Here is a 25,710-nt window from a genome sequence, read left to right as displayed (position 1 = left end):
CTCCCTATTCCCGGCTATCCGCCACCGCATTGAACCGACCCGCGATGTAGTCGTCGGTGAAACTGGTCATGCCGAAATCGCGGATGAAACCGCAATGGCCGCCGTACGGTGCGATGTCCAGTTCGATGTTGGGCGGCAGTTCCAGCTGCTCGAAACTGCGCACCGGGATCACCGGATCGTCGCGCGCGGTGAGGATGGTGGCGGGAATCTGCATCGCCTGCATGATGTCGCCGGCCACCGAATAGCCATCCAGATACTGCTGCAGCGACTTGAAGTCCGTGTGGCGCAACACCAGCGCCTCGGTCAGCCCGCGCAGGTGCTGTTTCATCTCCGACATCTCGAAGTACTGATGCTCGGGAAACGCCTTCTGCTTGGTCAGCAGGGAGTGCCGCCACTTGCGCATGAAGTAGGCCTGGTAGAACCAGGGCGCCGACTCTTCCAGCGAAAACAATCCCACCGCCGGGTCGATGATCGGGCACACCGCCAGCACGTAGCTCAACGGAATGCCCACCAGCGACGTGTGCATGGCCACGCGCAGCGCGAAGTTGCCGCCCAGCGAAAACCCCGCCAGCACCAGCGGTCGCGCAGGCCAGCGGCGGGCGATGTCGCCCAGCGCGTGCACCACTTCGTCCAGCTGGCAGGAATGGAACAGCGCCTCGTTGAGGCCGTGGCTGTCGCCGTGGTCGCGGAAATTGAGCCGGAAGATATCCCAGCCGTCGGCCAGCAGGCGGCTGCCGGTCTGCAGCACATAGGTCGAGTCGACGCTGCCTTCCCAGCCGTGGAACAGCACTGCCAGGCCGCGTGGCTCGGGGCGCGAGGTTTGCGCGGTATACGCGCCGGACAGGCGCACGCCGTTGCCGCCGTCGACCACCACCGGCTCGGCACCCTGCGACACTGTTTTGGCCGCTGCCGGCAGCAGCAGCCGACGCACACCGCTGGAGGAAAGCATGGTCTGGATGTGGCCGCTGCGCAGCGGCCAGGGCGGACGGAAATCCTTCCCGTACGGCAGGCTCATTCCTGGCGGTCTTCCAGCGCGGCGGCGATGCGTTCGCGTGACAGCTCGGCCATGCGGCGGCGGGCGTCGGGGGTGGCGGGCACCGGCGTGAGGAAGTGGATCTCCGCATCCATAGGCGCCTCGCCGAGCAGGCGCACGATGTTGTTGAAGAAACTCTCATGCTCGCGGAAGCCCGCATCGAGCAGCCGCCGGCCGTTGCGGGCGAAGCGCAGGGCCACCGGCTGCACGGTCACGTCGGCGTCGAGCGCGGCCTGGAAGATGCGCGCATGGAACACCTTCAGCACGCCGTGGTAGCCGGTGCCGCCTTCCGGAAACACCGCCACCGAACGCCCCGCGCGCAGGCGGTCGACCATCACCTGCATCACCGTCGACAACGAGTGGTTGTTGCCCCGGCGATGGAAAATCGTGCCGCCGCTGGCGGCCAGCCAGCCGATCAGCGGCCAGCTGGCGATCTCCGCCTTGGCCACGAAACACGCGGCACGCTGGCTGTGCAGCATGGTGATGTCGATCCACGAGGTGTGGTTGGCCACGAACAGCACCGGATCGCGCTGCGCCGTGCCGAAGCGGCGTGCGCGCATGCCGAAGATGCGCAGCAGCGTCACCGACCAGGCCCGGATCATGCGGTGGGGAAACGGCTCGCGGCCGTTCTTCATCACCGCCTGCTGGGTCCAGCTGAGCAGCAGGCCACACAGCAGGATGCCGAGCACGATGTGCACCAGCACCAGCGGCACCCGCCACAGATAACGCAGCGGGCGTAACGGATCGTGTGGTTCGGAGGGGGATGCGTCGCTCATGAGCGCAGCAGTTTAACGGTAGTTCGCCGCCGCGCGGAACGCCGCGTCAACCTGCCTTTCTGTAGGAGCGGTTTCAGCCGCGACGCCTTTTGTTCCAGGCGGCCACAAACAAGAGCATCGCGGCTGAAGCCGCTCCTGCAGGGGCGCTACTGCCCGCCCAGATGCGCCAGCGGCAGCGAGGGCGAACGCTTCACCGTGCGCAGCACGAAGCTGGAATTCACGTCGGCCACGCCCGACGCATTCAACAGGTGGTCGAGCAGGAAGCGCGAGAAGTCCGCCAGATCCGCCACGTACACATGCAGCAGGTAGTCCATCGCGCCGGTCAGCGCGTGGCAGGCGACCACCTCATCCCAGGCGTTGACGCGCTCAACGAAACCTTCGACCACCGTGCTCTCGTGTTTGCTCAACTGCACCCGCACGAAGGCCTGCAAACCCAGCCCCACGGCCTGGGGGTCGACTTGCGCCGCGTACCCGCTGATGACGTGATCGGCCTCCAGCCGCTGCAGCCGGCGCAGGCACGCCGACGGCGACAGGCTGACGCGTTCGGCCAGCTCGGCATTGGTGATGCGGCCCTCGCCCTGCAGCACGGCGAGCATGCGCAGGTCCGTGCGGTCAAGCGTGTTCATACACAACCTTCATCGAAGCTTTCGGCAACTGGCGCAATTATATGGCGTGTTACGGGTCCGTATCTGCAAGAAAGCAATCTTCGTGCTGAGGATCGTCGATAAGCTGTCGGGAGGCTCCGCCAACGCAGGAATGGCCATGAACACACCCCGCAAGATCGAACACCAGCAGACCGACCGTGGCTACGTGCCGGTCTACGCCACCGGCGTGGTGGAGCAGCCGTGGGCGAGCTACAGCCCCAGCGAGCATGCGGTATGGGACACGTTGTTCCAACGACAGCGCGACTTGTTGCGCGGCCGCGCCTGCCAGGAATTCCTCGACGGCGTGGAGCGCTTCGGTCTGGGTGACGGCGGCATCCCGAAGTTCGCCGAGCTCAACACCGTGCTGGGCGCGGCCACCGGCTGGCAGGTGGTGGCGGTGGAAGGCCTGCTGCCGGATGAGGTTTTTTTTGATCACCTGGCCAACCGCCGCTTTCCGGTCAGCTGGTGGATCAGGAAACCCGACCAGCTCGATTACCTCAGCGAGCCGGACCTGTTCCACGACCTGTTCGGCCACGTGCCGCTGCTGCTGAACCCGGTGTTCGCCGACTACATGCAGGCCTACGGCCGCGGCGGCATGAAGGCGTTCAAGATCGGCCCCGAGGCGCTGATGAACCTCACCCGGTTGTACTGGTACACGGTGGAGTTCGGCCTGATCCGCACCGCCGACGGCATGCGCATCTACGGCGCCGGCATCGTCAGCTCCAAGGGCGAGTCGGTCTACAGCCTGGACTCGCCCTCGCCAAACCGCATCGGTTTCGACATCGAGCGGGTGATGAACACGCGCTACCGCATCGACACCTACCAGCAAACTTATTTCGTGATCGAGAACTTCGAGCAGCTGTTCGACGCCACCCGCCCGGACTTCACGCCGATCTACACCAAGCTGCGCCAATCGCCCGCGCACGCCGCCGGCGACGTACTCGATGGTGACCGCGTGTTCACCCGCGGCGATCGCGCGGGCTGGGCGACCAACGCGGACAGCTGATACGCCGGCGTCCAGCGCAAGACGGCCGCTTTACGGACCCTCGCGCCGACGGCGCGATTTCACCATACCGTGCTTGCGCAGCAACGCGCGCAACTGGTGGTAGCCGAGTCCCAGCAGCGGCGCGGCCTCGACCTGGTTGTGGCGCGCTTCGACCAGCGCGCGCTGGACCAGATCGATTTCCAGGCGCGCCAATTCCGTCTTGATATCGCAGGGAAGCCGGATCGAGGCCTGTTCCGGCGGCGTCCCCTGCTCCGCGTCCGGTGCGGTTTCGACCGCTGGCCGGAACGCGGAAGCGAAGGGATCGAAAACGATGGTGTCGACCGGCTCGTCGGCCGGCGTGCGGTGCACGGATCGCTCGACCACGTTCTTCAGCTCACGCACATTGCCCGGCCACGGGTAGCGCACCAGCGCGGCGCGGGCGGATTCGCTGAAGCCGGCGAACAGGTCCCGCCCCAGCTCGCGGCTGATGTTGACAGCGAAATGCTCGGCCAGCTGCATCACATCGCCCGTGCGTGCGCGCAGCGGAGGCACCGTCAGCACGTCGAACGCCAGCCGGTCGAGCAGGTCGGCGCGAAACGTTCCGGCGCGCACGGCGGCGGGCAGGTCGCCGTTGGTGGCGCCCACGATGCGCACGTCCACGCTCAGCGTCTCGCTGCCGCCGACGCGTTCGAACTGGCCGTACTCGACGGCGCGCAGGATCTTTTCCTGCACGCGCAGGGAAACCGTGGCCAGCTCGTCGAGAAACAGCGTGCCGCCGTGGGCCTGCTCGAAGCGGCCGATGTGGCGGCGGCTGGCGCCGGTGAATGCGCCCGCCTCATGGCCGAACAGCTCGGTTTCAAGCAACGCCTCGGTCAAAGTCGCGCAGTTGAGCTTCACCAGCGGCGCCTCCCAGCGCGACGACAGGTAATGCAGCCGCGCCGCGATCAACTCCTTGCCGGTGCCGCGCTCGCCGATCACCAGCACCGGCTTGTTCACCGCCGCCACCCGCGAGGTGTGTTCCAGCAAGTCCAGGAACGCCGTGGACTCGCCCAGCATGGCGGTGGTTTCGGTACCCGATGGACGCGGATCTGGCATGGGGCATCACTCGAAGCGAGGCAGCGCGGCCTGATGGTTCGTTTTCGCTCAGTATTAGTGAATATAACCATATATCGGTCGATAGAACCGACCCAGATGACGCCCACTTTCAGCCTCGAAGCCACAAGTTTCCATCTATCAATGACTTGAACGCACGCGCCGGTTTGGCACGACCCGTGCTCTAGACACTTCGTGGCCCCTTCACCATCACGAGGCAAGCAGACATGGGCGTTTTTTCGAGAATGAGCGACATCATCAACTCCAACATCAACGCGATGCTGGACAAGGCCGAAGAACCGGAAAAGGTGGTGCGGCTGATCATCCAGGAGATGGAGGACACGCTGGTGGAGGTGCGCTCCGCCGCGGCGCGCGCCATCGCCGACCGCAAGGAACTGGAGCGGCGCGTGGAATACGCCCGGCGCGAGTCCGACGAGTGGCAGCGCCGCGCCGAGCTGGCCATCAACAAGGGTCGCGATGACCTGGCCAAGGCCGCGCTGGTCGAGAAGAAACACACGGACACGGCGCGCGAGGCGCTGCAGGGGCAATGCCACGAAGTCGAGCTGGGCCTGGCCAAGCTCAATGACGACATCGCCGCGCTGCAGGGCAAGCTGGCCGATGCCAAGCATCGGCAGAAATCGTTCGAGCTGCGCCACCACACGGCGGCCAACCGCCTGAAAGCGCGCAGCCGCACCCATGACGAACGCATCAACAACGCGCTGGGCCGCGTCGAGCATTACGAGCGCAAGTTGGAGCACATGGAAGGCCGCGTCGAAGCCTACGACCTGGGCAAGCAGCGCGACCTTGACCGCGAATTCGCCGACCTGGAAACCAACGACCACGTCGAGGCCGAACTGGCCGCGCTGAAGGAACGGATGGGCTCGGAGACAGCAGCCGCCAAGGAGTAACGCGACATGGACGTTACCGCCATCTTCGCCATGTTCTGCATTTTCGTCGCGCCGCTGTGGCTGATCCTGCACTACACGACCCAGCGCCGACGCGCCCAGTGCCTGACCCGCGAAGACGAAAAAATGCTGTCGGATCTGTGGCAGCTCGCCAACCGGATGGAGGGCCGCGTGAAGACGCTGGAGACCATCCTGGATACCGAAGTACCCAACTGGAGAGACAAGGCATGAACGGTTCAACGGACGACTATCATCGGCGCCGGCTCTATCGCGATTCCGAACGCGGCCTGATCTTTGGCGTGTGCGCGGGCATCGCGGAGGGTTTCGGCTGGCCGGCATGGCTGACCCGCATCGCGGCGCTGGTGCTGCTCTGGTGCTTCCCGATGTCCACCGTGGTGGCCTACGTGGTCGCCGCGATGGTCATGCCGCAGCGGCCGCTGCGCTATTGCGGCCGCGGCGACGAGCGCAGCTGCTGGCAGCCACGCCACCGGGCCGAGCCATGAGACACGACGGCAACTGGCGCGCGCAGCGCTTCTATCGTGACCCAGGCCACGGCAAGCTGATGGGCGTGTGCGCGGGCCTGGCCGATTACTTCGGCTGGAACGTCACCCTCGTGCGGGGCCTGGCGATCGTCGCGCTGCTGTGGTTCAACGTGGTGACGCTGGCGGCGTACCTGGTGCTGGGCTTCGTGCTGCCGACCAAGCCGGAGGCACTCTACGACTGGGACGCCGACGAGGAGTACTGGCGCAGCGTGCGGCGCTCGGCGGGCGACACCTTTCGCGACGTGCGCCACCGCTTCCGCGAGCTGGACATGAAACTGCAGCACATGGAAGGCTACGTCACCTCGAGTCGATACGACCTCGATCGCCAGTTTCGCGATCTGGAATCCTAGGAATCAACGATGGACAACGGTCAATTTTTCATCCTCTGCATCATCATCGTCGTCCTCGGCGCGCGCATCTTCCGCGACCACCTGCGCTTCAAGCACACCCAGCCGCGCGAAGATCCGCAATACCAGGCGCGCATGAACACGCTGGAGCAGCGCGTACAGACACTGGAGCGCATCGTCACCGACAAGGGTTACGACCTGAAGCGGGAATTCGACAAGCTGTAGCCAGCCGGGCCTGCGCCCGGAAGGCGGCGAGTCGGCCCTACGGTTTGTCCAGGCTCGACCGTTTGACTTCACTCACCTCCAGCACCTGCGCGATGCGGGTGCCATCCCAGCGATAGACCAGGTGCTGCGCCTGCACGCAGGGCGCCACCACATCGGGGTAGAACGCGGCCAGGCATTCGCCGCCGCTGTCGCGCGCGCTGTCATAGACCACGCCATTGGCACCCGCGGCCCGCAGCTCGCGGGCCAGCGCCACGCTGGCCGCGTAGCTGTCCGGCGCCTGCGCTGCGGCCCAGCCACCCCGCAGGTCATACAGCTTGCCGTCCACGCTGGTGCGATAACAGCGCATCTGGATGTCGGCGGCGGGCTGGGCGGTGGCGGCCAGGAAGCGTTCGCGGTGATAGACGGTTTCCTCCACCGCCGTGGCCACGCTGTGGGCGGCATAGAACACGCCCCAGGTGCCATCGGAAAACCGGCTGCCTTCGGGATTGAGATGGGTGAACGCGGCCATCACCGGGGTGGCGCCCGGGCCGCTGAGGCGCCGCTCCCTGGGCACCAGCTTCAACGCGTCGGCCTCCTCGCGCAGGCGCGGATTGGTCAGCGCCTCGATCGCGAACAGCGCATCGATATCAGCCGGGTCGGCGATGCGGTCGTACACGCCTACCGGCGGAAAACGGCTGGGCACGATGCGCCAGGCGCGGCTCCAGCGGATGCGTTTGACGGGTGGCAGATCGGTCGGCATCAAAGCTCCAGGATGTGCTCCCTCCCCTGCTTCGCGGGGGAGGGACAAAAGCATGCCGCGCGTTCGTCTCGCCGCGCGCGACCATCATCTGCACTTTGCTCAACCGCGCTGCGCGTCCAGGTACTGGCGCACCACGTACAGGTCGGCCACGTTGCCCGACAACATGCGCTCCATCGCGGAATGGCCACCGAACAGCGGCGCCGTATTCGGCTGGTGCAGCCAGGTATCGGCCTGGGCCGGGTCGGGAAACAGGATCTGCAGCGACTTCCAGATGCCCAGCAGGTAGCTGATCCGCTCCAGCGTGTCGCGCCCCAGGCTGCCGCCCTGCTGGCGCTTCCACTTGTAGAAGGTGGACTCCGGCGGATCACCCAGCAGCTTGCGCTGGTCGGCGATGCGCAGCTTCCACTGTTCGGTGAGGTTGAAGAACGCGCGCAGCGCCGGATCGGCAAGCGTATCCGGCGAGGTGTAGCGGGGCGCGGCTTCGGCGATGCGGGTCGAATGAGCCGTCATGCGCTTACTCTCCCTGTGAAGTTGCGTCAAATATTACTACATACCGGCAGTTATTGGGACGGCAGTCGTCAGGATGGGCGTTACTGGCCTGAACGCTTCGCATCGCCCTTTCTGGCGCAGGCGCAGCCGTAATCCGGCTCCGGCCCACCTTCGGCGATGAAGCGGTCGATGCGCTGCTCCAGCAACGGCAGCGGCACTGAACCGGTGGAAAGCACCGTGTCGTGGAAGTGGCGGACATCGAATTTCGCGCCGAGCGCCTTCTCCGCCCTGGCGCGCAGCTCGCGGATTTTCAGGTAGCCCAGCTCGTACGACAGCGCCTGGCCGGGCCAGCTGATGTAGCGGTCCACTTCGTTGGCGATCTCGCGGGCCGACAGCGCGGTGTTGACGGTGAGGTAATCGATCGCCTGCTGGCGGGTCCAGCCCAGGTGATGGATGCCGGTGTCGACCACCAGCCGGCAGGCCCGCCACATCTGGTAGGTGAGGTACCCGAACCTCTGGTACGGCGTCTTGTAGATGCCCATCTCGTTGCCAAGGTATTCCGAATACAGGCCCCAGCCCTCGCCATAGGCGGAGATGTAGCTGTCGCGGCGGAACGCGGGCTGATCGGGGTTCTCTTCGGCCAGTTCCAGTTGCAGCGCGTGGCCGGGGTAGGACTCGTGCAGGGTCAACGCCGGCGTGTTGTACAGCGGCCGCGACGGCAGGTCGTAGGTGTTGACCATGTACTCGTTCGCGTCGCCGCGGCCGGAGGTGTAGTACGGCGCGATGGCGGCCGGCACCGGCACGATGGTGAAGCGCGCGCGCGGCAGGTGGCCGAACAGCCGCGGCAATTGGCCGTCCACTTCCTTGGCCACCCAGGCGCTGCGCATCAGCAACTCTTCCGGCGTCTTGGCATAGAAGCGCGGGTCGGTGCGCAGGAAATGCAGGAACGCGGGGAAATCGCCCTGGAAGCCGCTTTCCTTCATCACCTCCAGCATCTGCGCGTGCAGCTTCGCCACCTGGTCCAGGCCGATCTGGTGGATCGCGTCGGGGCCGAGGTCTAGCGTGGTGTATTCGTGGATCTGCTGGCGATAGAACGCCTTGCCGTCGGGCAGCGCCTCGGCCGCCAGCGTGGTGCGCGCCTGTGGCACGTAGCCGTCGCGGAAAAACGCCAGCAGCTTGGCGTAGGCGGGGATCACGTCATCGCGGATGCGCTGCAAGGCCTTGCCCTGCATGGCCTGCGCCTGCTCGGCCGGCAACGTGGCCGGCAGGTGCAGGAATGGCGCGTAGAGGCTGGCCTGGGTGGGGTCGGTCAGCTCGGCCACGGCGGCGATCGACGCGTCGCGCCCGTCCAGCACGGCGCGCGGCACGGAAAAGCCGCGCTTCAGGCCGGCGCGCATGTTCGCGATCTGCTGGTCGAAATACGCCGGGATCTGGCCCAGCCGGTCGAGGTAGATGCGGTAATCCTCCACCGTGCGCAGCCGGTCGCTGCCCAGGTCGTAGCCGATGTCCGACCAGAACGCCGAGTCGCTGTTGAACGGCATCTGCCAGTTCTTGAAGCGCTGGTTGGCGACGAAGTTGCTGATCTGGTCGCGATAGATCGCGTAGTTCACCTGGTTGGCGCGCGACAGCGCGGTGGCGTCGACGCCGTCCAGCTGCTTGAGCACGTCCTGCCAGTAATCCAGCCGCTGCTGCTGGCTGGCCGCGTCGACCGTATCGAGCCGGCCGTTGTTGGGTTGCGATTCGCCCGACGCGACGATGCCGGCCTGCCCGATGCGCCACGACCATTCCTGCTGGTAGATCGCGCGAAAGCGGTCATCGGCCGTGCCGGCATGCGCCAAAGCGCTGCACGCCAGGCCCGCCAGCAGCAGGTAACGCCAACAACGGATCATCACGGTCTCCACGAAAAATATCCGCCGATCATCGCACCGAACGCCGTGATGGCACCGTGCCGATGGATGGGTACCGTGTGATGGAGAAGGGCGATGCCGCTGCGGGCGCCCGAACCCCGGCTAGTCGATAACCGTGTAATGGCCGCGCATCGCCTGCAGGTAGGCATCCAGGTTGCGGCCGGCGACTTCGTCGAACAGCTCACCGGTTTCACGGAAATCATCGATCCGGTCGGGCCGGAAACTGCGGAAGCTGTCGCGCAGGCGACACCACGCACCCAGCGTCCACTTGCCGCCCCAGAACGCCAGGCACAGCGGCTCGATCTCCCGCGTGCTGGGGTTGCCGGCTTCGTCGCGATAGCCCAGCTCCAGCACGCGGTTGCCGCCGATGGCCGCGTGCAATTGGTCGATGCGGGCGGCAAAGGCGAGGGTTTTCTCGTCGCGCCAGGTCGGCGCGAAGATGGGCGTGCGGCTTGAGCGCTCGCGCAGGTCCGGCGGCAATACCGCCTCGATCTTCAACAGCGCGGCCTGCGCCCCCGCGGCCAGCCGCGCGCCGGCAAACGCGCGGACGAAGCGCGTGCCCACCACCAGCGACTCGAGTTCGTCGGCGTTGAACATCAGCGGCGGGATATCCGAGCCCTTGCGCAGCACGTAACCGACGCCGGCCTCGCCCTCGATCGGCACGCCGGACAACTGCAGGTCGGCCACGTCGCGGTAGACCGTGCGCACCGACACATCCAGCGTCTCGGCCAGCTGGCGCGCCTGCAGCGCGGTGCGGCGACCGCGCAGGGCGTGGATGATGAGGAACAGGCGATCGGCACGGCGCATCCAGCCATCATCGCCGAGACCGGCGATGGGGAAAAGCGTCGAATGTCACGGGAAGCATGCACTTGAGGCCCTCTCCCCCGGCAACACCGGGGGAGAGGGGGCAGGAGAGCACGGTGGCCATCTGCGCCTTGCTCCGGCTGTTGTTACGCCGATTGCGCCGCGACCAGCTCGGCGTCCAGCGCCGCGGCGCGCTGCACGCCCGGACGTGCCAACACGCGGTCGATGTAGGCGCGGATCACCGGCAACTCCGGCACCAGCTTGAACATGGTGGTCCAGTTCAACGCGGTGCCCCACAACACGTCGGCGGTGCTAAACGTCTCGCCCAGCAGCCAAGGGCCCTTCTCGAGCTGGTCGGTGAGTGTCTTCAGCATGGTGTCGTAATCGCCATAGCCGCAGGTCGAGGGCGACGCCGGCTCGCGTTGCATCGATTTGTCGGTCACCGCCGGCTCGAAGCAGGAGCCGTAGAACACCAGCCAGCGCAGATACGGCCCGCGCAACGGATCGCCGATGGACGGCGCCAGCCCGGCGTCGGCGTAGAGATCGCCCAGGTAGATGAACACCGCCGGTTGCTCGGTGACCAGCGCGCCGTTGTGGTGGATCGCCGGCACCTTGCCCATCGGGTTGATCGCCAGATACGCGTCCTGGCGTTGCTCGCCGTTTTTCAGGTTGAGCGGGTGCAGCTCGTAGTCGGCACCAAGTTCTTCGAGCAGGGCGCGGGTGCCGGCGGAACGGCTTTGCGGCGAATGGAAGAAGCTGACGTGGGGCTTGCTCATGGCGCTCTCCTGATGGGCGAAGGGTGTTTCAGAGGTGCCGCGTTTCGGCGGGCGGCGACATCCAGTTGTTGTGGCGGCCGTCGGCGAAGTGCAGCGGCGCATCGATCAGTTGCTGCGGTTCGACGTCGTCGAGGCAGGCCAGGTTGATCGACACGTAGTCGCCACCGATCGCCTCGATAAATCCTCGACCGAACGGCCGCACGCCACAGTGTTTGCAGAACAGGTGATGCGCGCTCTGCGTGTTGAACTGGTAATCCGACAACGCCGCCTCGCCGGCCAGCAGGCGGAAGGCATCGGGCCGCACGATGGCGCCCCAGTGGCGCGTCTTGGTGCAGATTGAACAGTTGCAGCGGCCAGTGCCCGCGGCCAGGTCGATATCGGCTTCGAAACGTACCGCGCCGCAATGGCAGCTGCCGTGAAAGGTATGGGTCATGGTGGGGTCCTCCAAGGAGTGTGTGTGGGAGCGGCTTTTGTGGGAGCGACTTCCCACAGGGTTAGCCTCGCCGCTCAAGCCGCGGCGGCGACGTCGCCCACGCACCACGGCGGCATTTGCGCGTGCTTGAACAGGCGGTACCAGAGTTCACGGTCGCTGGCGCTGTACAGATCCAGCGTGTGGATCACCTCGCGCGCAAACTCCACGCTGCCCAGGTGGCTGGCGGTGATGACGCCGCCATCGCTCACCGCCAGCACGCCGGCGTCGTATTGCGTGGCGCCGGCATACGTCGGCACGTGGCTGTCGATGTGGCCGGCCCAGTTGCCGGTGTGCCGGCAGCCATCGAGCAGGCCGCTGCGTGCCAGGGCCAGCACGCCACTGTCGATCGCGGCCACCGGCGCACCACCATCATGGACACGGCGGATCGCCGCCACCGCCGCGTCGCCGTCGCCGCGCTGCCACAGGTGCCCACCGGGCACGACCAGCAAGGCGGCGCGTTCCACATCGATCTGCGCCAGAGTCACGTCGGGCGAGACCGTGAGGCCGCCCATCGACACCACCGCCGCGGACGAGAAGCCTGCGGTCCGCACCAGCCAGTCGCCGGGGCGGCGGATCTCGCACAACGCCAGCGCCGCCTGCCAGTCGGCAAAACCCTCGAACACCAGGAAGTAAACCGTATCGCGCATACCCTCGCCCTCCTCTGCTGGAGTGACAGGATGGGCTGACGCTACTGCCAACGTCGTGTCAGCAGGGATGGTCGCGAAGGATCGTGCGTCGACATGTTGTTCCTCCCCCCGCTTGCGGAGAAAGGAATCAAGGCTCGGCTGGCGCCGCCAACCCGTAGCTGCGCTGGCGCATCCACTTGGTGATGATCCACTTCTCGCCTTTTTCCACCGGCTCGCCGCCGTGCAGGGTCAGCGGGTCGACCTGGCCGGCGCGGTTGCTGTATTCGAAATAGACGGCCATACCTTTCTTCGGCAGCACCCGCAGGCCCAGCGTGGGGAACACGGTGGCGCCGCCCTGCGCCACGTCGTTGAGGTAGATCAGCAAGGTGGACACGCGCTGGCCGCCAACCACCATCTGCGCCTCACTGCCAGGGTCGCCGGGCGAGAAGTAGTCGAAATGCGGCTGGTATTCGCCGCCTTCGCCGTAATGCAGCACCTGCAGCCCTTCGCCGTTTTCCACCGGGCAGTTCATCAGTTCGGCAATGCGGCGATCGAGCCGTGCGATGAAGTCGTCCGCGTTGACGGGAAAGAAGGTGCCCTCGCTGCTGCGCGCGGCGATCACCTCGTAGCCGCCGTTGACCGGATCGACCGTGGTCGAGCGCTGCAGCTTGTCGGCGGAGCGGCGGATCAGCTCGTCGCATTCCTCGTCGCTGAGCACCTGGTCGAGCACGGCGATGGTGGGCGCCGCCACGCGCAGCAGCACGCGGACGTCACGGTCGTGGGTGGGGATGACATTGCCCGCGGGCAGTCGCGGAGCGTCCGCGACATAGGCGGTGGCTTGCGTTCTCAGCGGTGCAGCGGCGGGCGGCTGCTCGCCTCGGGCCAGGGCCTCCACCGCGGCATGGGCGAAGGTGGCGTCGAAGCCGCTGCGGCACATGTCTTCCACCAGCGCCTGCACGGCGCAGCCGCGGGCCAGGTTTTCGACGATCCAGTCGTGCCATTGGGCGGTCAGTTGGGTGTGCGTTGCCACGGCGACTCCGGCTCGGGTGGACGGCAGGTGGGGCCCTGCGCGTCGTGGGGAGGGTCAGTATCGCCTGCCCGGGAGTGGGTGCAAGCTGGCCGCGGCGCGCGCGCGGGCAATTTTTCGGCACGATTGTTGTGCCCTACACTCGTCGTACTGCCACCTTCTGGCCGAACCATGTTGTTTTATCGCACCCGCTTCTTGTTGCCCGTGCTGGCTTCGCTCGCCCTGAGCGCCTGTTTCGAATCGCGCAAGCCCGACATTCCACCCGCACTGGCCGCCCCCGCGCCGGTGAAGCTGAAGATCGGACTGGCACTGGGCGGCGGCGCGGCGCGCGGGTTTGCGCATATCGGCGTGATCAAGATGCTGGAGGCCAGCGGCATCCACGCCGAGGTGGTGGCCGGCACCAGCGCCGGCAGCGTGGTCGGCGCGCTGTATGCCAGCGGCATGAACCCGTTCCAGTTGCAGCAGGCGGCGCTGGCGCTGGATGAAGCGTCAATCCGCGACGTGCGGCTGTTTTCCGGCGGGCTGGTGCAGGGCCGCAAGCTGCAGGATTACATCAACAAGGAAGTGGGCAACCGGCCGATCGAGCGCCTGCAACTGCCCTTTGCCGCGGTGGCCACGCAACTGGAAAGCGGGCAGCGCACCGTGTTCGTGCTGGGCAATACCGGCCAGGCCGTACGCGCCTCCAGCAGCGTGCCCGGCGTGTTCGAACCCACCGCCATCGACGGCAAGCATTACGTCGACGGCGGCGTGGTCAGCCCGGTGCCGGTGGATGCCGCGCGCGGGCTGGGCGCGGATTTCGTCATCGCGGTGGACATCTCGGCGCCCCCGGACCGCAGCAGCCCCGACGGCATGCTGGACGTCATCGGCAAATCCATCTCCATCATGGGCCGCCAGCTCGGCGAGCAGGAACTGGCCCGCGCCGACATGGTGATCCACCCCAAACTGGACGGCATCGGCGCCGCGGATTTCACCCAGAAAGACCGCGCCATCCTGCGCGGCGAGCAAGCCGCATTGGCGGCCGTACCGGCGATCCGCGCCAAACTGGCCGCGATGAAGGTGGCGCGCCAGGCGTCCATGGTGGCGACGCATCCGCCCGCGCATTGATGGATAGCCGCGCACGCATCGCGATGATAGCCGACTATCTATTCATAAGCCCATCTAAGTACGTTATAACTCGCTGATATATATGAATCTTGCATGGATGAAACTATTCATGTATCTATTCAATCCGTGACTATCCGAGATACCTCGCCGGAACACCTGATCGACGTGCTGCGCGCCCATCAATGGGCCAGCGCACGCGAGCTCGGGACCGTTTTGGGCGTCAGCCAGCCGAGCATTTCGCGCCGGCTGGCAGCGGCGGATAACCAGGTCGTACGCATCGGGCAGGCGCGCCGCTCGCGTTACGCGGCCACTCGCAGTGTCCGCGGCCTGGGTGATCGCTGGCCGCTTTACCGCATCGACGCCCACGGGCGGCCGCAAACGTTCGGCCAATTGATCGCGCTGCATGGCGAGGGTTGCGTCGTCCGCCCGGCACAGCCGGCCGATTGGCTGCGCGATGAATTCCACGAAGGGGTTTTCCCCGGCTTGCCCTGGTTCCTCGACGACATGCGCCCGCAAGGTTTCCTGGGCCACCTGTTCGGGCAGCGGTGCGCACACGAGCTGGGTTTGAACACGGACATCCTGCGCTGGAACGAAGACGCGGTGCTGACCGCCCTGCTGCTGCGTGGCGAGGATGGCCCGGGCAACTTCGTGCTGGGCGAACAATCGCTGGACCGCGCCCTGCGCGCCGCGTCCGACCCGCTTGCGCATTCGCAACGTACCGAACGTTACGCCGCATTGGCACAAGCCACGCTGGCCGGCGAACGCGCGGGTTCATCCGCCGCTGGGGAGCAACCGAAGTTCACCGCCTGCATCGAGGATGGGGATGGCTCGCCGCGTCACGTCATCGTGAAATTCAGCGAGCCGGTCGAGGGCAATCCGGTAGCCCGCCGCTGGGCCGACCTGTTGATCTGCGAACAGCTGGCCGGCCAGCTGCTGGCCGAACACGGCGAAACCGTCGCCCACGACGAACTGGTCTGGTCGCAGGGCAGGCTCTGTCTGGAATCGACCCGCTTCGACCGGGTGGGCGCGCACGGCCGACGCGGCTTCGTCTCGCTGGCGGCGTGGAGCGATGCGCACGACGGCGTGCGCGACGGCTGGCCGAACGCCGCCGGGCGCATGCAACACGGTGGCTGGCTGGATCGCGAGGCACTCGAACACGTTCAGCGACGCTGGTGGTTCGGGCAGATGATCGGCAACACCGACATGCACTTCGGCAACCTCGGTTTCTTTCTCGACGACGCGCTGCCGCTGACGTTGGCACCGAGCTACGACATGTTGCCGATGCTGTACCGACCCACCACGAGCGGCAGCCTCATGCCCCGCAGCTATCAGCCACCACCGCCTTCACCCGCCACCTTGCCGACTTGGCAGAGCGCCGCGGCGTGGGCCGATGATTTCTGGCAGCGCGTGGCGAAGCACCCGCAATTGAGTGCTGATTTCCGCGACATCGCCAACGGCAATCGCACCACGCTGGATCGCCTGCGCCAGCGCTTCGGCTGAAGCGCCGGCACACCGTGCCGACAGTCATGCTTGACATGGCCCATGTGTATTGCTGTACTGATACACATGGATGCATCACTGCTCAACATTCAACCTGGGGCCAGCGAGCCGATCTATCGGCAGATCGTCGAGCAGCTGCGCCGCTTGATTGCCGGCGGCCAGCTTACCCACGGCGAATTGCTGCCGTCCGTACGCGAGGTCGCCGGCTTTCACGCGATCAACCCGATGACCGTATCGCGCGCCTACGGCATCGCCGAGAGCGAAGGGCTGGTGGAACGTCTGCGTGGCAAGGGCATGGCGGTGATCGCCCTGCGCAAGGCCGCTCAAAGCGAAAGCCAGCGGTTGGCGTTGCTGGAACCGCAACTGGAGGCGCTGGCGCGCCATGCACGCGAACTCGAACTGCCTGCCGCGCCGGTGCTGCGGCGGCTGACCCGACTGCTGGGAGACTGAGATGAACGCCATGCTTCGTGAAACTGAAACCGACACCGCCTCCCCGCTGGCCGCCCGCGGCCTGGCCCACTGCTACGAAGGCATCGACGTGCTTTGCGGCGTGGATCTGGTGCTGGAACCGGGCAGCGTGCTCGGCCTGATCGGCCGCAACGGCGCCGGCAAATCCACGCTGATCCGCGCCATGCTCGGCCTGCTTGCACCGCTGGCCGGCGAGGCGCGCGTATTCGGCGAACCGGCGTTGAAACTGAGCGACGACGCCAAGGCACGTCTCGCCTACGTGCCGCAGCAACCCGAAGCGTTGGCCTGGCTCAATGCCGTGCAGATGCTCGACTTCGTCGGCCGTTTCTACCCGCGCTGGGACAAGGCGTTCGCGAAGAACACGCTGGAACGCTGGCAGATCCCGCCGAACAAGCTGCTGGCGAAACTCTCACCAGGTGAACGCCAGCGCGTGGACTTGATCCGTGCACTCGCCTCGCAACCGGAACTGCTGGTGTTGGACGAGCCGGCCGCCGCGCTGGATCCGGTCGCCCGCCGCGAACTGTTGCGCGAGATCGCGCTGCGTGCCGGTGAATCGGGCACCACCGTATTGTTTTCCAGCCATATCGTGTCGGACCTGGAGCGGGCCGCCTCGGAAGTCGCCTTTCTGCATCAGGGCAAGCTGCTGATGCGTTGCAGCGTGGACGAGACCAAGGAGCGTTACGCGCGGCTGTGGCTGCCCGCCCGCATGAGCGCGGCCGCGCCGAACGCCAGTCTGAGCCGTCGGCGTCATGAAGATGGCAGCCTCAGCCTGGTGGTCGAGCGCGATGCGCAAGGACAGTGGCCGCAAGCCGCCCAGTTGGCCGGCGCGCGTGTCGACGCGTTGGGGCTGGAGGATCTGTTCGTGGAGCTCGCCGAATGAACGCGCAGTCGCTGTTGCGGTTTCCCTGGCACTGGACTTATCCCTCGCTGCGCTGGGGCGCGGTAATCGCCTTCGTGCTGTGGTCGACCGGCGCCATCGCCGTCGGTGTGTTCACCGACGGACCCAAGGCCCTGGTGGATGCAATGGCGCTATACGGGGCCGGCCTGGTCTATCTGTGGGCGTTCTATTTTCCGCTGGGCTTGCTGGTGGCGATCGACGCGCGCGGGCTGCGTCTGCCGCGCATCCAGCGTCGGATCCATGCCAGTCTGGTGCTGTACGGCCTGCTCGGTGTCGCCTTGCCGCTACTCGCGCCCGGCGTGGACTGGAGCATGGCTGCGGTGTTGGCCTTGTTCACCGTTTGCGGCCTGGTGCTTGCCCTGATACCGCGCTACCTCGCGATGATTTTCGCGCTGGTCCCGGCACTGGCGAACGCGTTGTGGTCGCGCCTGGATCTTCCCGGTATCGGCGACCAGCGCTTCGCCCCGTGGGCCGCATCGACTGCCGCGGTGTTATTGCTCATCTGCGTCTGGCGCTGGTGGCAATTGCTGCGCGCCGGCACGGAGCAGCCGCAGGGCTGGGCCTCGCCGATGGTGTTGCAGTTTCGCAAAGGCCGTTGGGGTCATTGGGGTGGCTTCGCCGACGGCCAGCAACAACGACCGGATTGGTTGCGGGCCAGGGTCAATCTTGCCGGTGTTGGCCCTGCCCGGCCGCGCAAGGCCATGCAGGTCATGCTGGGCGGCTGGTATTTGCCGCAGACCATCAGCAGTCACGGCAAGCAGCTCGCCCTGTTCCTCGGCATCCTCGTGTTGCCGGCGACAAGCCTGCTGCTGATCAGCCGGATGGAGTCTCCCGCCAATACCGACTTTTCCGCCACGCTCACGGGCAGCGGCTTCGGTGCGCTCAGCTCGCTTTCGGTCATGGCCGCGCCGATGATCTGCATCTTCACCCTGCTGTGGCTGAGCAAGCGCTGGCAGCGCGCGAATGCCGAGTTGCCGCTGATGGCGTTATTGCCGGGCCTGGGCGATACCGCGGGCGTCAAACGGCAGCTGGTGCGCACCGTGCTGGGAATGCCGCTGGCGCTGCACGTTTTGCTGGTGGCACTGCTCTGCGCCGTCATGCTGTTCTGGCACGGCCACACGTATATGTTGTCGTTCGTGCTGTGGGCGCAATTGGGCGGCGCGCTGGTGACCGTCGCCGTGCTGCTCAACCTGCTTGGTGGTCGCGCGCTGTCGCCGTGGGGCATCGGCCTGATCCTTGTCGTGGCGAGCCTGCTGACCTTGCTGAGTCTGCTGCTGCCAGCCTTCGCCTTGGGCAAACATCCGATAGCCCAGGTACTGCCACTGTTGCCCTTGCTGCCGCTGGGCTGGCTGCTGCTCGCCGGTGCAATGGTCTGGTTGTGCCGCCGCGGCTGGCGCGGGCTTGCGCAGCGGCCGCATCCTTTTCTGGCCGACTGAGCGGTCTCTCAGGACTCCGGCGGATCGCGACGGCGCGTGTGCGTCACTGCGCCGATGATCCCCGCGCCCAGCAGCACGACCACGCCGATACCGATCCACTGCGTGGGCGCATGCAGCGGGTAGGCGGCGTACGCCAGCCCGCCGATGACGATGACCATGCCAATCAGATAGAGCGCGAATGAGGACATCGTTGTCTCCCGTACGGTGATGAGGCGCCGTTGCTGCGGTCGCGCGGCGTGGGGAGTCATTGGAAGGGGCGCACGATCAGCGCGCCGTGAAGGCCCGCAACGCGTTGACGCTGCCTTGCCGCCGATCCGCCGATGCTGGCGCTCCAACTGCCGGAGCCGCATGTGAGCGAATCGACCAGCCTGTCGCGGTATGCCCAGATCGGCGCCTTCCTGTTGCGTTATCGCAAGGCGGGCCTGTTCAACGGGCTGGATCTGGATGTGCAGGAGGTGGCGCTGGCGCAGGACGCCGATCCGGTGGTGCCGGGCCAGCCGGAACATTTCGTGGACGATCTGGAGGCACTGGGCCCCACCTTCATCAAGATCGGCCAGGCGCTGTCGACGCGGCCGGACATGGTGCCGCCCGCCTATCTGGCGGCGCTGGAGCGCATGCAGGATGACGTGGCGCCGGTGCCGGTGGCCGAGGTGCGTGCGGTGATCGAGGCGGAGCTGGGCGCGCGCATCGGCGTGCTGTTCGGCAGCTTCGACGATGTGCCGCTGGCCGCCGGTTCGATGGCGCAGGTGCACGCGGCCACCTTGCGCGACGGACGCGAGGTGGTGGTGAAAGTGCAGCGTCCGCACATCGCGCAGACGCTGCGCGAGGATCTGGCTATCCTGGCCAGGCTGGCCGGCGCCGCCGACCGCCTCACCGACATGGGCCGCCGCTACGGCTTTGCCGACTGGGTGCAGGAGCTGCGCCACAGCCTGGCCAACGAGGTCAACTTTGCGCTGGAGGCGGACAACCTGCGCCGCTTCGCCGCCAACCTGGACGACTACCGCCACCTGTACGTGCCACAGCCGATGGACGGCTATACCACCGAGCGCGTGCTGACGATGGATCGCGTGCACGGCATCAAGGTCACCCACGTGCCACCGGTGCGGCGCATCGAGCATCCGCTGAAACAGCAGGCACAGGAACTGCTGCGCGCCTATCTCGACCAGGTATTCGTGCATGGCCTGGTGCATGCCGACCCGCACCCGGGCAATGTGCTGCTGATGGACGACCAGCGGTTGGCGCTGTTCGACCTGGGCATGGTGGCGCGATTGCCGCCACATACGCGGCACAGCCTGCTGAAGCTGATGCTGGGCGCGATCGGCGGCAACGGCGACCAGGTGGGCGAAATCAGCGAAGCGATGGGCACGCCGCTGCAGGATTTTCGCCACAGCCAATACCGTCGCAGCGTGGATCAGCTGGTATCCGGCTATGCCGGCTTGCACGACGCCAGTCGCCAGTACTCCGAAGGTCGGCTGATCCTGGAGCTGACCCGGGTGGGCGCCGCCTGTGGCCTGCGGCCGCCGCCGGAGCTGACCATCCTGGGCAAGACCCTGCTGAACCTGGAAGCCGTCACCACCGCGCTCGACCCGGCGCTGGATACCCGCGCCGTGGTCGAGCAACACCTGCAGCAGATGATGCGGCGGCAGGCGCTGGGTTCGCTGTCGCCCGCCAACCTGGCCAGCGAATGGCTGGACCTGCAGGAACTGGCCCGTCGCACACCTCAGCACATGGGCGCCATCCTGCGCACACTGGCGGAAAACCGGCTGCGCGTGCGCATCGACGGGCTGGAAGAATCCCGCATGATGGAAAGCCTGCAGAAGATCGCCAACCGCATCGCCACCGGCGTGATCGTGGCCGCGCTGGTGATCGGCGCCGCGCTCACCGCCCGCATCCAGGGCGGCGCCACCCTGTTCGGCCTGCCGATCCTGTCCGCACTGTTCATCATCGTGGCCGGCGTGCTGGGCGCGGGCCTGATCCTCAGCGCGCTGCGGCGCGACCGCAAGGTGGATCGGGCCGCCGACCGCACGCCTGATTGATTGAGCGGGGAATAGGGAATAGGGAATGGTAGAAGCCGGAAAAGAAACCTCGAGGCACTCCAGACCGTCAAAGGGGTGGGGCTTCCCCAAAAACCTCGCCCAAGCGACGCTCTTCCGATTCCCTGTTCTCCATTCCCTACTCGCGGCCTTCAAAACAGCTCCCCCTGCGGTGACGCCTTGCGTGGCGGCACGAAGCGCGAGGTATCGAGTTTCAGGTCGTGGGCGCGGGTCAGGCCGTGTTTGCGGTAGGCGACGGTGAAGCGTGTGCGCAGCAGGTCGGCGAATACGCCCTGGCCGTGCATGCGGGTGGAGAAGTCGCTGTCGTAGTCGCGGCCGCCGTTCGTCTGTTGCACCAGGCTCATCACGTGGGCGGCGCGTTGCGGCACGTGCAGCGCCAGCCATTCGCGGAACAGGGTTTTCAGCTCCCACGGCAGGCGCACGGTGGTGTAGCCGGCGCTGCTGGCGCCGGCCGCGGCGGCTTGCGCCAGCACCGCTTCCATGTCGCGATCGTTCAGCGCGGGGATGATCGGCGCCACCAACACACCCACCGGCACACCGGCGGCGTGCAGCGCGGCGATCGCCTGGATGCGGCGGTGCGGGGCGCTGGCACGTGGTTCGAGTTTGGCGGCCAGGCGGTTGTCCAGTGAATTGACCGAGACGAGCACCCGCACCAAGCGCTCGCGCGCCATCGGCGCCAGGATGTCCAGGTCGCGTTCCACCAGCGCGTTCTTGGTGACGATGGTGCAGGGGTGGTGGCATTCGGCCAGCAGCTCCAGCGCGGCACGGGTCAGTCGCCAGCGCTTTTCGACTGGCTGGTAGGGGTCGGTGTTGCTGCCGATATTGATCGGGCTGACCACGTAGCCCGGCTTTGCCAGTTCGCCGCGCAGCACCTCGGCAAGATTGCTCTTGGCCCGCAGCCGGGTTTCGAAATCGAGGCCCGGCGACAGGTTGAGGTAGCTGTGCGATGGCCGCGCAAAACAATAAATGCAGCCGTGCTCGCAGCCGCGATACGGGTTGATCGCCTGGCTGAAACCGATGTCGGGCGAATCGTTGCGGCTGATCACGCTGCGGGCGCGTTCCTCGGTGACCTCGGTGCGCGGGCGCGGCGCCTCCTCGTCCAGCAGTTCGCGCGGCCAGCCGTCGTCCTCCGCCTGGTGGCGGATGTTCTCGAAGCGTCCTTCGGGATTGGAGGCGGCGCCGCGGCCCTTGAGCGGGCGGCGATCGGGCGGAACGTTCATCGGCGCAGTGTGGCGTGGCGGCGTCTCAGCGCTTGCGAAGGGCCACGCGCTGCGGCGACGGGTGTGCTCACAGCGGCTATACACCCGGGCGCTGACTCTTGGCGGGCGCGGTTCCGGGGCATCGCGCGCTATCCAACGCCTCGTCTGATCAAGGAGTTCGTGATGACTGCCACTGGATTGATCATTTTTCTCGTCATTGGCGCGGTTGCCGGCTGGCTGGCCGGGCTGATCGTGCGCGGTTTCGGCTTTGGCCTGCTGGGCAATATCGTTGTCGGCATCATCGGCGCGTTCCTGGCCGGCTGGCTGCTGCCGGCGCTGGGCGTGGGTTTCAGCCTGGGCAGCCCGATCGTCACCAGCATCGTGTACGCGATGATCGGTGCGATCGTGTTGCTGGTGATCATCGGATTGATCAAGCGCGCCTGACCGGTGGGCGCAAAAGAAAACGCAGCGGCTCGCGCCGCTGCGTTTTTTTGTGGCCGCGACAGACCGCTCAGGCGGTGATGTCGACGTCCTTGGTTTCACGCACGAAGAACAGGCCGATCACGAAGGTCATCATCGCGATCACCACCGGGTACCACAGGCCCGAGTAGATGTTGCCGGTGAGTGCCACGATGCCGAACGACACCGAGGGCAGGAAGCCGCCGAACCAGCCGTTGCCGATGTGGTACGGCAGGCTCATCGAGGTGTAGCGGATCTTGGTGGGGAACATCTCCACCAGCCAGGCGGCGATGGGGCCGTAGACCATGGTCACGTACAGCACCAGCAGGGTCAGCAGCACCACCAGCATCGGATAGTTGCTGTTGGCCGGTGCGGCCTTGGCCGGGTAGCCGGCCTGATCCAGCACGGTGCCGAGGCTGGCAGCGAACGCCTTGGACTTGGCGGCAAACTCCGCCTTGGGCAGGGTCGAGCCATCGAACGCGTCGAGCGATGCGCCACCCACGGTCACCCGCGCCACCGAGCCGGCCGCTGCCGCCTCGTTGGCGTACGGCACGCCGCGCTTGGCCAGCGTGCTCTTGGCGATGTCGCACGAGCTGGTGAACACCGAGGTACCGGTGAGGTTGATCTGCAGATGGCAGTCGGCGGGGTCGGCCACCACCGTGATCGGGGCGCTGGCGCTGGCCGCCTCGATGGCCGGGTTGCCGAAGTGGGTGAGGCCCTGGAAGATCGGGAAGTACGTCAGTGCCGCCAGCAGGCAGCCGGCCAGCACCACCGGCTTGCGCCCGATCTTGTCGGACAGCCAGCCGAACACCACGAAAAACGGGGTGCCGATCAACAGCGCCGCAGCAATCAGCAATTGCGTGGTGGTGGCGTCGATCTTCAGCGTGCTGCCCAGGAAGTACATCGCGTAGAACTGGCCGCAGTACCACACCACGGCCTGGCCGGCGGTGGCGCCGAACAGGGCCAGCAGCACCAGTTTCAGGTTGCCCCAGCGGGCGAACGATTCGGTCAGCGGCGCCTTCGACGTCTTGCCTTCGTTCTTCATTTGCTGGAACACCGGCGACTCGGCCAGCTGCAGGCGGATGTAGACCGACACGATCAGCAGCAGCGACGAGATCAGGAACGGAATGCGCCAGCCCCAGTCGTCGAACTTGTCACCCAGCAGCCACTTGCAGCCCAGGATTACCAGCAGCGACAGGAACAGGCCGAAGGTGGCGGTGATCTGGATGAAACTGGTGTACAGGCCACGTTTCCCCGGCGGCGCATGCTCGGCCACGTAGGTGGCGGCGCCGCCGTATTCACCGCCCAGCGCCAGGCCCTGCAGCATGCGCAGCAGGATCAGGATCACCGGTGCGGCCACGCCGATCGAGCCGTAACTGGGCAACAGGCCCACGAAGAAGGTGGACAGGCCCATGATCACGATGGTGATCAGGAAGGTGTATTTGCGCCCGACCAGGTCGCCGACGCGGCCAAACACCAGCGCGCCGAACGGGCGCACCGCAAAGCCGGCGGCGAATGCCAGCAGGGCGAACACCAGCTGGCTGGCCTCGTTGAGGCCAGAGAAGAACTGGTGGCCGATGATCACGGCCAACGAGCCGTATAGATAGAAGTCGTACCACTCGAACACGGTACCCAGGCTGGATGCCAGGATCACCCGCTTGTGGCTGACGTCGAGCGCGGGACGCCCGTCAATCGCAGTGGTTGCCATGCTGTACTCCCCTTGGTAATGGATCGCCGCCCTCCCTTGCGGGTGGGCGGCCATCGGTTCAAAGCCAGTGGCGCGCCGGCGAGCCGGCGCCGGTCAGAACGAGTATTTGGCGGTGAACTGCAGCCGCTGCAGTTTGCCCGAGTCGTTGTTCTCCAGCACGCGGCGACCCCAGGCGTATTCCGCGCCGAGATCCACCTTGGGCAGGGGCGAATAGAGCAGGTTCACGTGCGCGCTTTCGGTGTGCCGGTTGGCCGCCGGGCCGGTGAGCGCCACATCGTTGTCGATGCCGTTGCGCGCCACCATCAGATTCATCCGCAGGCGGTCGTCGAACGCGTGGTGCCAGGCCAGATACGCGGCCCAGACCCGGCGGGTCTCGATGTCGCTGGCGGCGTTCAACATGCCGTCGGCGGCGAAGTTCGCCAGGCCCACGTAGCGGCCGATGCCCTTGCCCACGGTGGCGCTGTAGCGCAAGTCATCGTTGCTGCCGAGCACGGCCTTGCCCATCACGCTGACACCGCCGGCGGTGGCGGTGCTGGTGTCGCTGGGCACCGCGTCGTTGCGGCCATCGGTGCGCAGCTGGCGCAGCAGGCCGGCCACGCCAAAGAAGCCCCAGTCGCCCTTCCAGGTGTAGCGCGCGGTGAGGTCGGGCATCACGTTGTGGTCGGGCGAAAGCTGCGCGCTGCCGCCCTGGTACGGCGTGACCGTGGTGTGCGGGTTTTCCAGCGCCACCGCGAAACCGCCGCTGGTGTAGCGCAACTGCGCCTGGCGCACGAACACGGTGCCGTCGGTGACGCCGATGAAGTCGACCGCCTCCGGCAGCGCGTTCGGGTCCATGAAGTTGGTCCAGGTCTGGCCGGCCAGCCAGTTGTTCCAGTACAGGTAGGCGTGTCGCAAGGTGAGGCCGTAGCCGTTGCTGGCGTTCTCGTTGCCCAGCGAGTTGCCGAAGAAATCCCACTCCAGGAAGGCGCCGACCTTGTCGCCGCCGTCGGTGAGGCTGTCCACGCCCACGCCGATTCGCGAGAACTTGGCGTGCATGTCGCTGTAGCTGGCCGACTTGCCGCCGATCGGCGTGGCGCCGGGCAGGTACAAGTCGCGCGCCGCGTTCTGGTCGCCCAGATAGCCGTCCGTATGGGTGGACATGAAATCGGTCTTGATGAAGCCGCCGATCTTCACCTTGGTGTTGGCATACGCGTTGCCGGGCGTGGTCAACACCACTTCGTGCGCGGCGGGTGCGGCGGCGACAGTCTTCGCCGGGGCCGCGGCCGGAGCTTGCGCCTGCGCGGCCTGCGCCTGCACCAAACTCTTCAGCTCGTTCAACTGCTGCTCCAGCTGCGCCACACGCTGCTCGAGCTGTTGTTCGCGCGTATCGCTTTGCGCATGCGCCGCCAGCGGCAGGCTGAGAGCGCAGGCCACGCCAAGCGCCAGCGCCTTGTAGCGGTTTGGGTATCGCGTGGTCATGCGGCTCTCCCCGGTGGTTGTCGAGTTGAGCATGGCC

29 protein-coding genes are annotated in these 25,710 nt (G+C 66.5%); 13 read left to right on the top strand and 16 right to left on the bottom strand.

Annotated features, from left to right (window positions below):
• Positions 1 to 4 precede the first annotated feature (4 nt).
• From ASD22_RS12175 to ASD22_RS12165, 3 genes are all read right to left on the bottom strand, one after another.
• Complete coding sequence (locus ASD22_RS12175; RefSeq protein ID WP_056083558.1) at positions 5 to 1,015, bottom strand: alpha/beta fold hydrolase; 1,011 nt, start codon at positions 1,013 to 1,015, stop codon at positions 5 to 7.
• On the bottom strand, positions 1,012 to 1,809 hold the full coding sequence (locus tag ASD22_RS12170) for a lysophospholipid acyltransferase family protein (RefSeq protein WP_056083555.1): 798 nt from the start codon (positions 1,807 to 1,809) through the stop codon (positions 1,012 to 1,014). The genes ASD22_RS12175 and ASD22_RS12170 overlap by 4 nt, the downstream gene beginning before the upstream one ends.
• Before the next feature lie 146 nt (positions 1,810 to 1,955).
• A complete protein-coding gene (locus ASD22_RS12165) occupies positions 1,956 to 2,435 on the bottom strand; it encodes an Lrp/AsnC family transcriptional regulator (protein ID WP_056083552.1) in 480 nt (159 codons plus the stop codon).
• 130 nt (positions 2,436 to 2,565) lie between these two features.
• On the opposite strand from ASD22_RS12165, the gene phhA reads away from it, so the two are divergent.
• A complete protein-coding gene (phhA, locus tag ASD22_RS12160; RefSeq protein WP_200946357.1) occupies positions 2,566 to 3,459 on the top strand; it encodes a phenylalanine 4-monooxygenase in 894 nt (297 codons plus the stop codon).
• 30 nt (positions 3,460 to 3,489) lie between these two features.
• Here phhA and pspF read toward each other — a convergent pair whose 3' ends face one another.
• Complete coding sequence (gene pspF / locus ASD22_RS12155) at positions 3,490 to 4,533, bottom strand: phage shock protein operon transcriptional activator (RefSeq protein ID WP_056083545.1); 1,044 nt, start codon at positions 4,531 to 4,533, stop codon at positions 3,490 to 3,492.
• A gap of 224 nt (positions 4,534 to 4,757) precedes the next feature.
• Between pspF and pspA the strand changes: the two genes are divergently transcribed.
• Genes pspA through ASD22_RS12130 form a run of 5 tightly spaced genes read left to right on the top strand, consistent with a single transcriptional unit; the run spans position 4,758 to position 6,549 of the window.
• On the top strand, positions 4,758 to 5,438 hold the full coding sequence (gene pspA, locus ASD22_RS12150) for a phage shock protein PspA (RefSeq protein ID WP_056083543.1): 681 nt from the start codon (positions 4,758 to 4,760) through the stop codon (positions 5,436 to 5,438).
• A 6-nt stretch (positions 5,439 to 5,444) separates the two neighbouring features.
• Positions 5,445 to 5,666, top strand: a complete 222-nt coding sequence (pspB, locus tag ASD22_RS12145) for an envelope stress response membrane protein PspB (protein WP_056083539.1) — start codon at positions 5,445 to 5,447, stop codon at positions 5,664 to 5,666.
• Positions 5,663 to 5,938, top strand: a complete 276-nt coding sequence (locus tag ASD22_RS12140; protein WP_056083536.1) for a PspC domain-containing protein — start codon at positions 5,663 to 5,665, stop codon at positions 5,936 to 5,938. Before pspB ends, ASD22_RS12140 begins: the two co-directional genes overlap by 4 nt.
• Positions 5,935 to 6,327 carry an envelope stress response membrane protein PspC gene (gene pspC, locus ASD22_RS12135; RefSeq protein WP_056083533.1) on the top strand — a complete coding sequence of 131 codons (393 nt, stop codon included), beginning with the start codon at positions 5,935 to 5,937 and terminating at the stop codon, positions 6,325 to 6,327. The genes ASD22_RS12140 and pspC overlap by 4 nt, the downstream gene beginning before the upstream one ends.
• A gap of 9 nt (positions 6,328 to 6,336) precedes the next feature.
• Entirely contained in the window at positions 6,337 to 6,549 is a 213-nt protein-coding gene (locus tag ASD22_RS12130) for a hypothetical protein (protein ID WP_056083530.1), read from the top strand.
• 37 nt (positions 6,550 to 6,586) lie between these two features.
• Here ASD22_RS12130 and ASD22_RS12125 read toward each other — a convergent pair whose 3' ends face one another.
• The 8 genes from ASD22_RS12125 to ASD22_RS12090 form a co-directional block, all read right to left on the bottom strand.
• Positions 6,587 to 7,288 carry an RES family NAD+ phosphorylase gene (locus tag ASD22_RS12125; RefSeq protein WP_056083528.1) on the bottom strand — a complete coding sequence of 234 codons (702 nt, stop codon included), beginning with the start codon at positions 7,286 to 7,288 and terminating at the stop codon, positions 6,587 to 6,589.
• Positions 7,289 to 7,387: 99 nt separating this feature from the next.
• Complete coding sequence (locus ASD22_RS12120) at positions 7,388 to 7,798, bottom strand: MbcA/ParS/Xre antitoxin family protein (protein ID WP_056083525.1); 411 nt, start codon at positions 7,796 to 7,798, stop codon at positions 7,388 to 7,390.
• Positions 7,799 to 7,878: 80 nt separating this feature from the next.
• Complete coding sequence (locus ASD22_RS12115) at positions 7,879 to 9,666, bottom strand: DUF885 family protein (protein WP_056084283.1); 1,788 nt, start codon at positions 9,664 to 9,666, stop codon at positions 7,879 to 7,881.
• Between the two features lie 120 nt (positions 9,667 to 9,786).
• Positions 9,787 to 10,491 (bottom strand): YafY family protein, encoded by a 705-nt coding sequence (locus ASD22_RS12110; RefSeq protein WP_007082447.1) that lies wholly within the window; start codon positions 10,489 to 10,491, stop codon positions 9,787 to 9,789.
• Between the two features lie 143 nt (positions 10,492 to 10,634).
• A complete protein-coding gene (locus tag ASD22_RS12105) occupies positions 10,635 to 11,264 on the bottom strand; it encodes a glutathione S-transferase family protein (RefSeq protein ID WP_056083522.1) in 630 nt (209 codons plus the stop codon).
• A gap of 28 nt (positions 11,265 to 11,292) precedes the next feature.
• Entirely contained in the window at positions 11,293 to 11,697 is a 405-nt protein-coding gene (locus ASD22_RS12100; RefSeq protein WP_056083520.1) for a GFA family protein, read from the bottom strand.
• Positions 11,698 to 11,771: 74 nt separating this feature from the next.
• The gene (locus ASD22_RS12095) at positions 11,772 to 12,383 is read right to left on the bottom strand and encodes a DJ-1/PfpI family protein (RefSeq protein ID WP_056083517.1); all 612 of its coding nucleotides are present in this window, start codon (positions 12,381 to 12,383) and stop codon (positions 11,772 to 11,774) included.
• Between the two features lie 127 nt (positions 12,384 to 12,510).
• Positions 12,511 to 13,392, bottom strand: a complete 882-nt coding sequence (locus ASD22_RS12090; RefSeq protein ID WP_056083514.1) for a 2OG-Fe(II) oxygenase — start codon at positions 13,390 to 13,392, stop codon at positions 12,511 to 12,513.
• 168 nt (positions 13,393 to 13,560) lie between these two features.
• Here ASD22_RS12090 and ASD22_RS12085 point away from each other — a divergent pair, with 168 nt between their 5' ends.
• The 5 genes from ASD22_RS12085 to ASD22_RS12065 all read left to right on the top strand — a co-directional run bounded on the left by ASD22_RS12085 (position 13,561) and on the right by ASD22_RS12065 (position 18,795).
• Positions 13,561 to 14,493 (top strand): patatin-like phospholipase family protein, encoded by a 933-nt coding sequence (locus ASD22_RS12085; protein ID WP_056083511.1) that lies wholly within the window; start codon positions 13,561 to 13,563, stop codon positions 14,491 to 14,493.
• Between the two features lie 126 nt (positions 14,494 to 14,619).
• On the top strand, positions 14,620 to 15,993 hold the full coding sequence (yjjJ, locus tag ASD22_RS12080) for a type II toxin-antitoxin system HipA family toxin YjjJ (RefSeq protein ID WP_235577626.1): 1,374 nt from the start codon (positions 14,620 to 14,622) through the stop codon (positions 15,991 to 15,993).
• Between the two features lie 66 nt (positions 15,994 to 16,059).
• The gene (locus tag ASD22_RS12075; protein ID WP_056083508.1) at positions 16,060 to 16,443 is read left to right on the top strand and encodes a GntR family transcriptional regulator; all 384 of its coding nucleotides are present in this window, start codon (positions 16,060 to 16,062) and stop codon (positions 16,441 to 16,443) included.
• A 1-nt stretch (position 16,444) separates the two neighbouring features.
• On the top strand, positions 16,445 to 17,341 hold the full coding sequence (locus ASD22_RS12070; RefSeq protein WP_056083505.1) for an ABC transporter ATP-binding protein: 897 nt from the start codon (positions 16,445 to 16,447) through the stop codon (positions 17,339 to 17,341).
• On the top strand, positions 17,338 to 18,795 hold the full coding sequence (locus ASD22_RS12065; protein WP_056083502.1) for a hypothetical protein: 1,458 nt from the start codon (positions 17,338 to 17,340) through the stop codon (positions 18,793 to 18,795). Before ASD22_RS12070 ends, ASD22_RS12065 begins: the two co-directional genes overlap by 4 nt.
• An 8-nt stretch (positions 18,796 to 18,803) precedes the next feature.
• Here the strand turns inward: ASD22_RS12065 and ASD22_RS12060 are convergent, their stop codons facing one another.
• On the bottom strand, positions 18,804 to 18,983 hold the full coding sequence (locus ASD22_RS12060) for a hypothetical protein (RefSeq protein WP_056083500.1): 180 nt from the start codon (positions 18,981 to 18,983) through the stop codon (positions 18,804 to 18,806).
• 132 nt (positions 18,984 to 19,115) lie between these two features.
• On the opposite strand from ASD22_RS12060, the gene ASD22_RS12055 reads away from it, so the two are divergent.
• Positions 19,116 to 20,831: an AarF/UbiB family protein gene (locus tag ASD22_RS12055; RefSeq protein WP_056083497.1), complete on the top strand. Its 1,716-nt coding sequence runs from the start codon at positions 19,116 to 19,118 to the stop codon at positions 20,829 to 20,831.
• A gap of 149 nt (positions 20,832 to 20,980) precedes the next feature.
• On the opposite strand, the gene ASD22_RS12050 is transcribed toward ASD22_RS12055, so the two are convergent.
• Entirely contained in the window at positions 20,981 to 22,069 is a 1,089-nt protein-coding gene (locus tag ASD22_RS12050; protein WP_056083494.1) for a PA0069 family radical SAM protein, read from the bottom strand.
• A gap of 162 nt (positions 22,070 to 22,231) precedes the next feature.
• On the opposite strand from ASD22_RS12050, the gene ASD22_RS12045 reads away from it, so the two are divergent.
• Positions 22,232 to 22,492 (top strand): GlsB/YeaQ/YmgE family stress response membrane protein, encoded by a 261-nt coding sequence (locus ASD22_RS12045; protein ID WP_056083492.1) that lies wholly within the window; start codon positions 22,232 to 22,234, stop codon positions 22,490 to 22,492.
• A gap of 67 nt (positions 22,493 to 22,559) precedes the next feature.
• Here ASD22_RS12045 and ASD22_RS12040 read toward each other — a convergent pair whose 3' ends face one another.
• Positions 22,560 to 24,215: an MFS transporter gene (locus tag ASD22_RS12040; protein ID WP_056083489.1), complete on the bottom strand. Its 1,656-nt coding sequence runs from the start codon at positions 24,213 to 24,215 to the stop codon at positions 22,560 to 22,562.
• Between the two features lie 93 nt (positions 24,216 to 24,308).
• Positions 24,309 to 25,673: a DcaP family trimeric outer membrane transporter gene (locus tag ASD22_RS12035; RefSeq protein WP_056083487.1), complete on the bottom strand. Its 1,365-nt coding sequence runs from the start codon at positions 25,671 to 25,673 to the stop codon at positions 24,309 to 24,311.
• Positions 25,674 to 25,710 lie beyond the last annotated feature (37 nt).

It is taken from the genome of Rhodanobacter sp. Root480 (genome assembly GCF_001426645.1).
Lineage (GTDB): Bacteria > Pseudomonadota > Gammaproteobacteria > Xanthomonadales > Rhodanobacteraceae > Rhodanobacter > Rhodanobacter ginsenosidimutans.
This window is presented reverse-complemented; position numbering and strand designations above follow the sequence as displayed.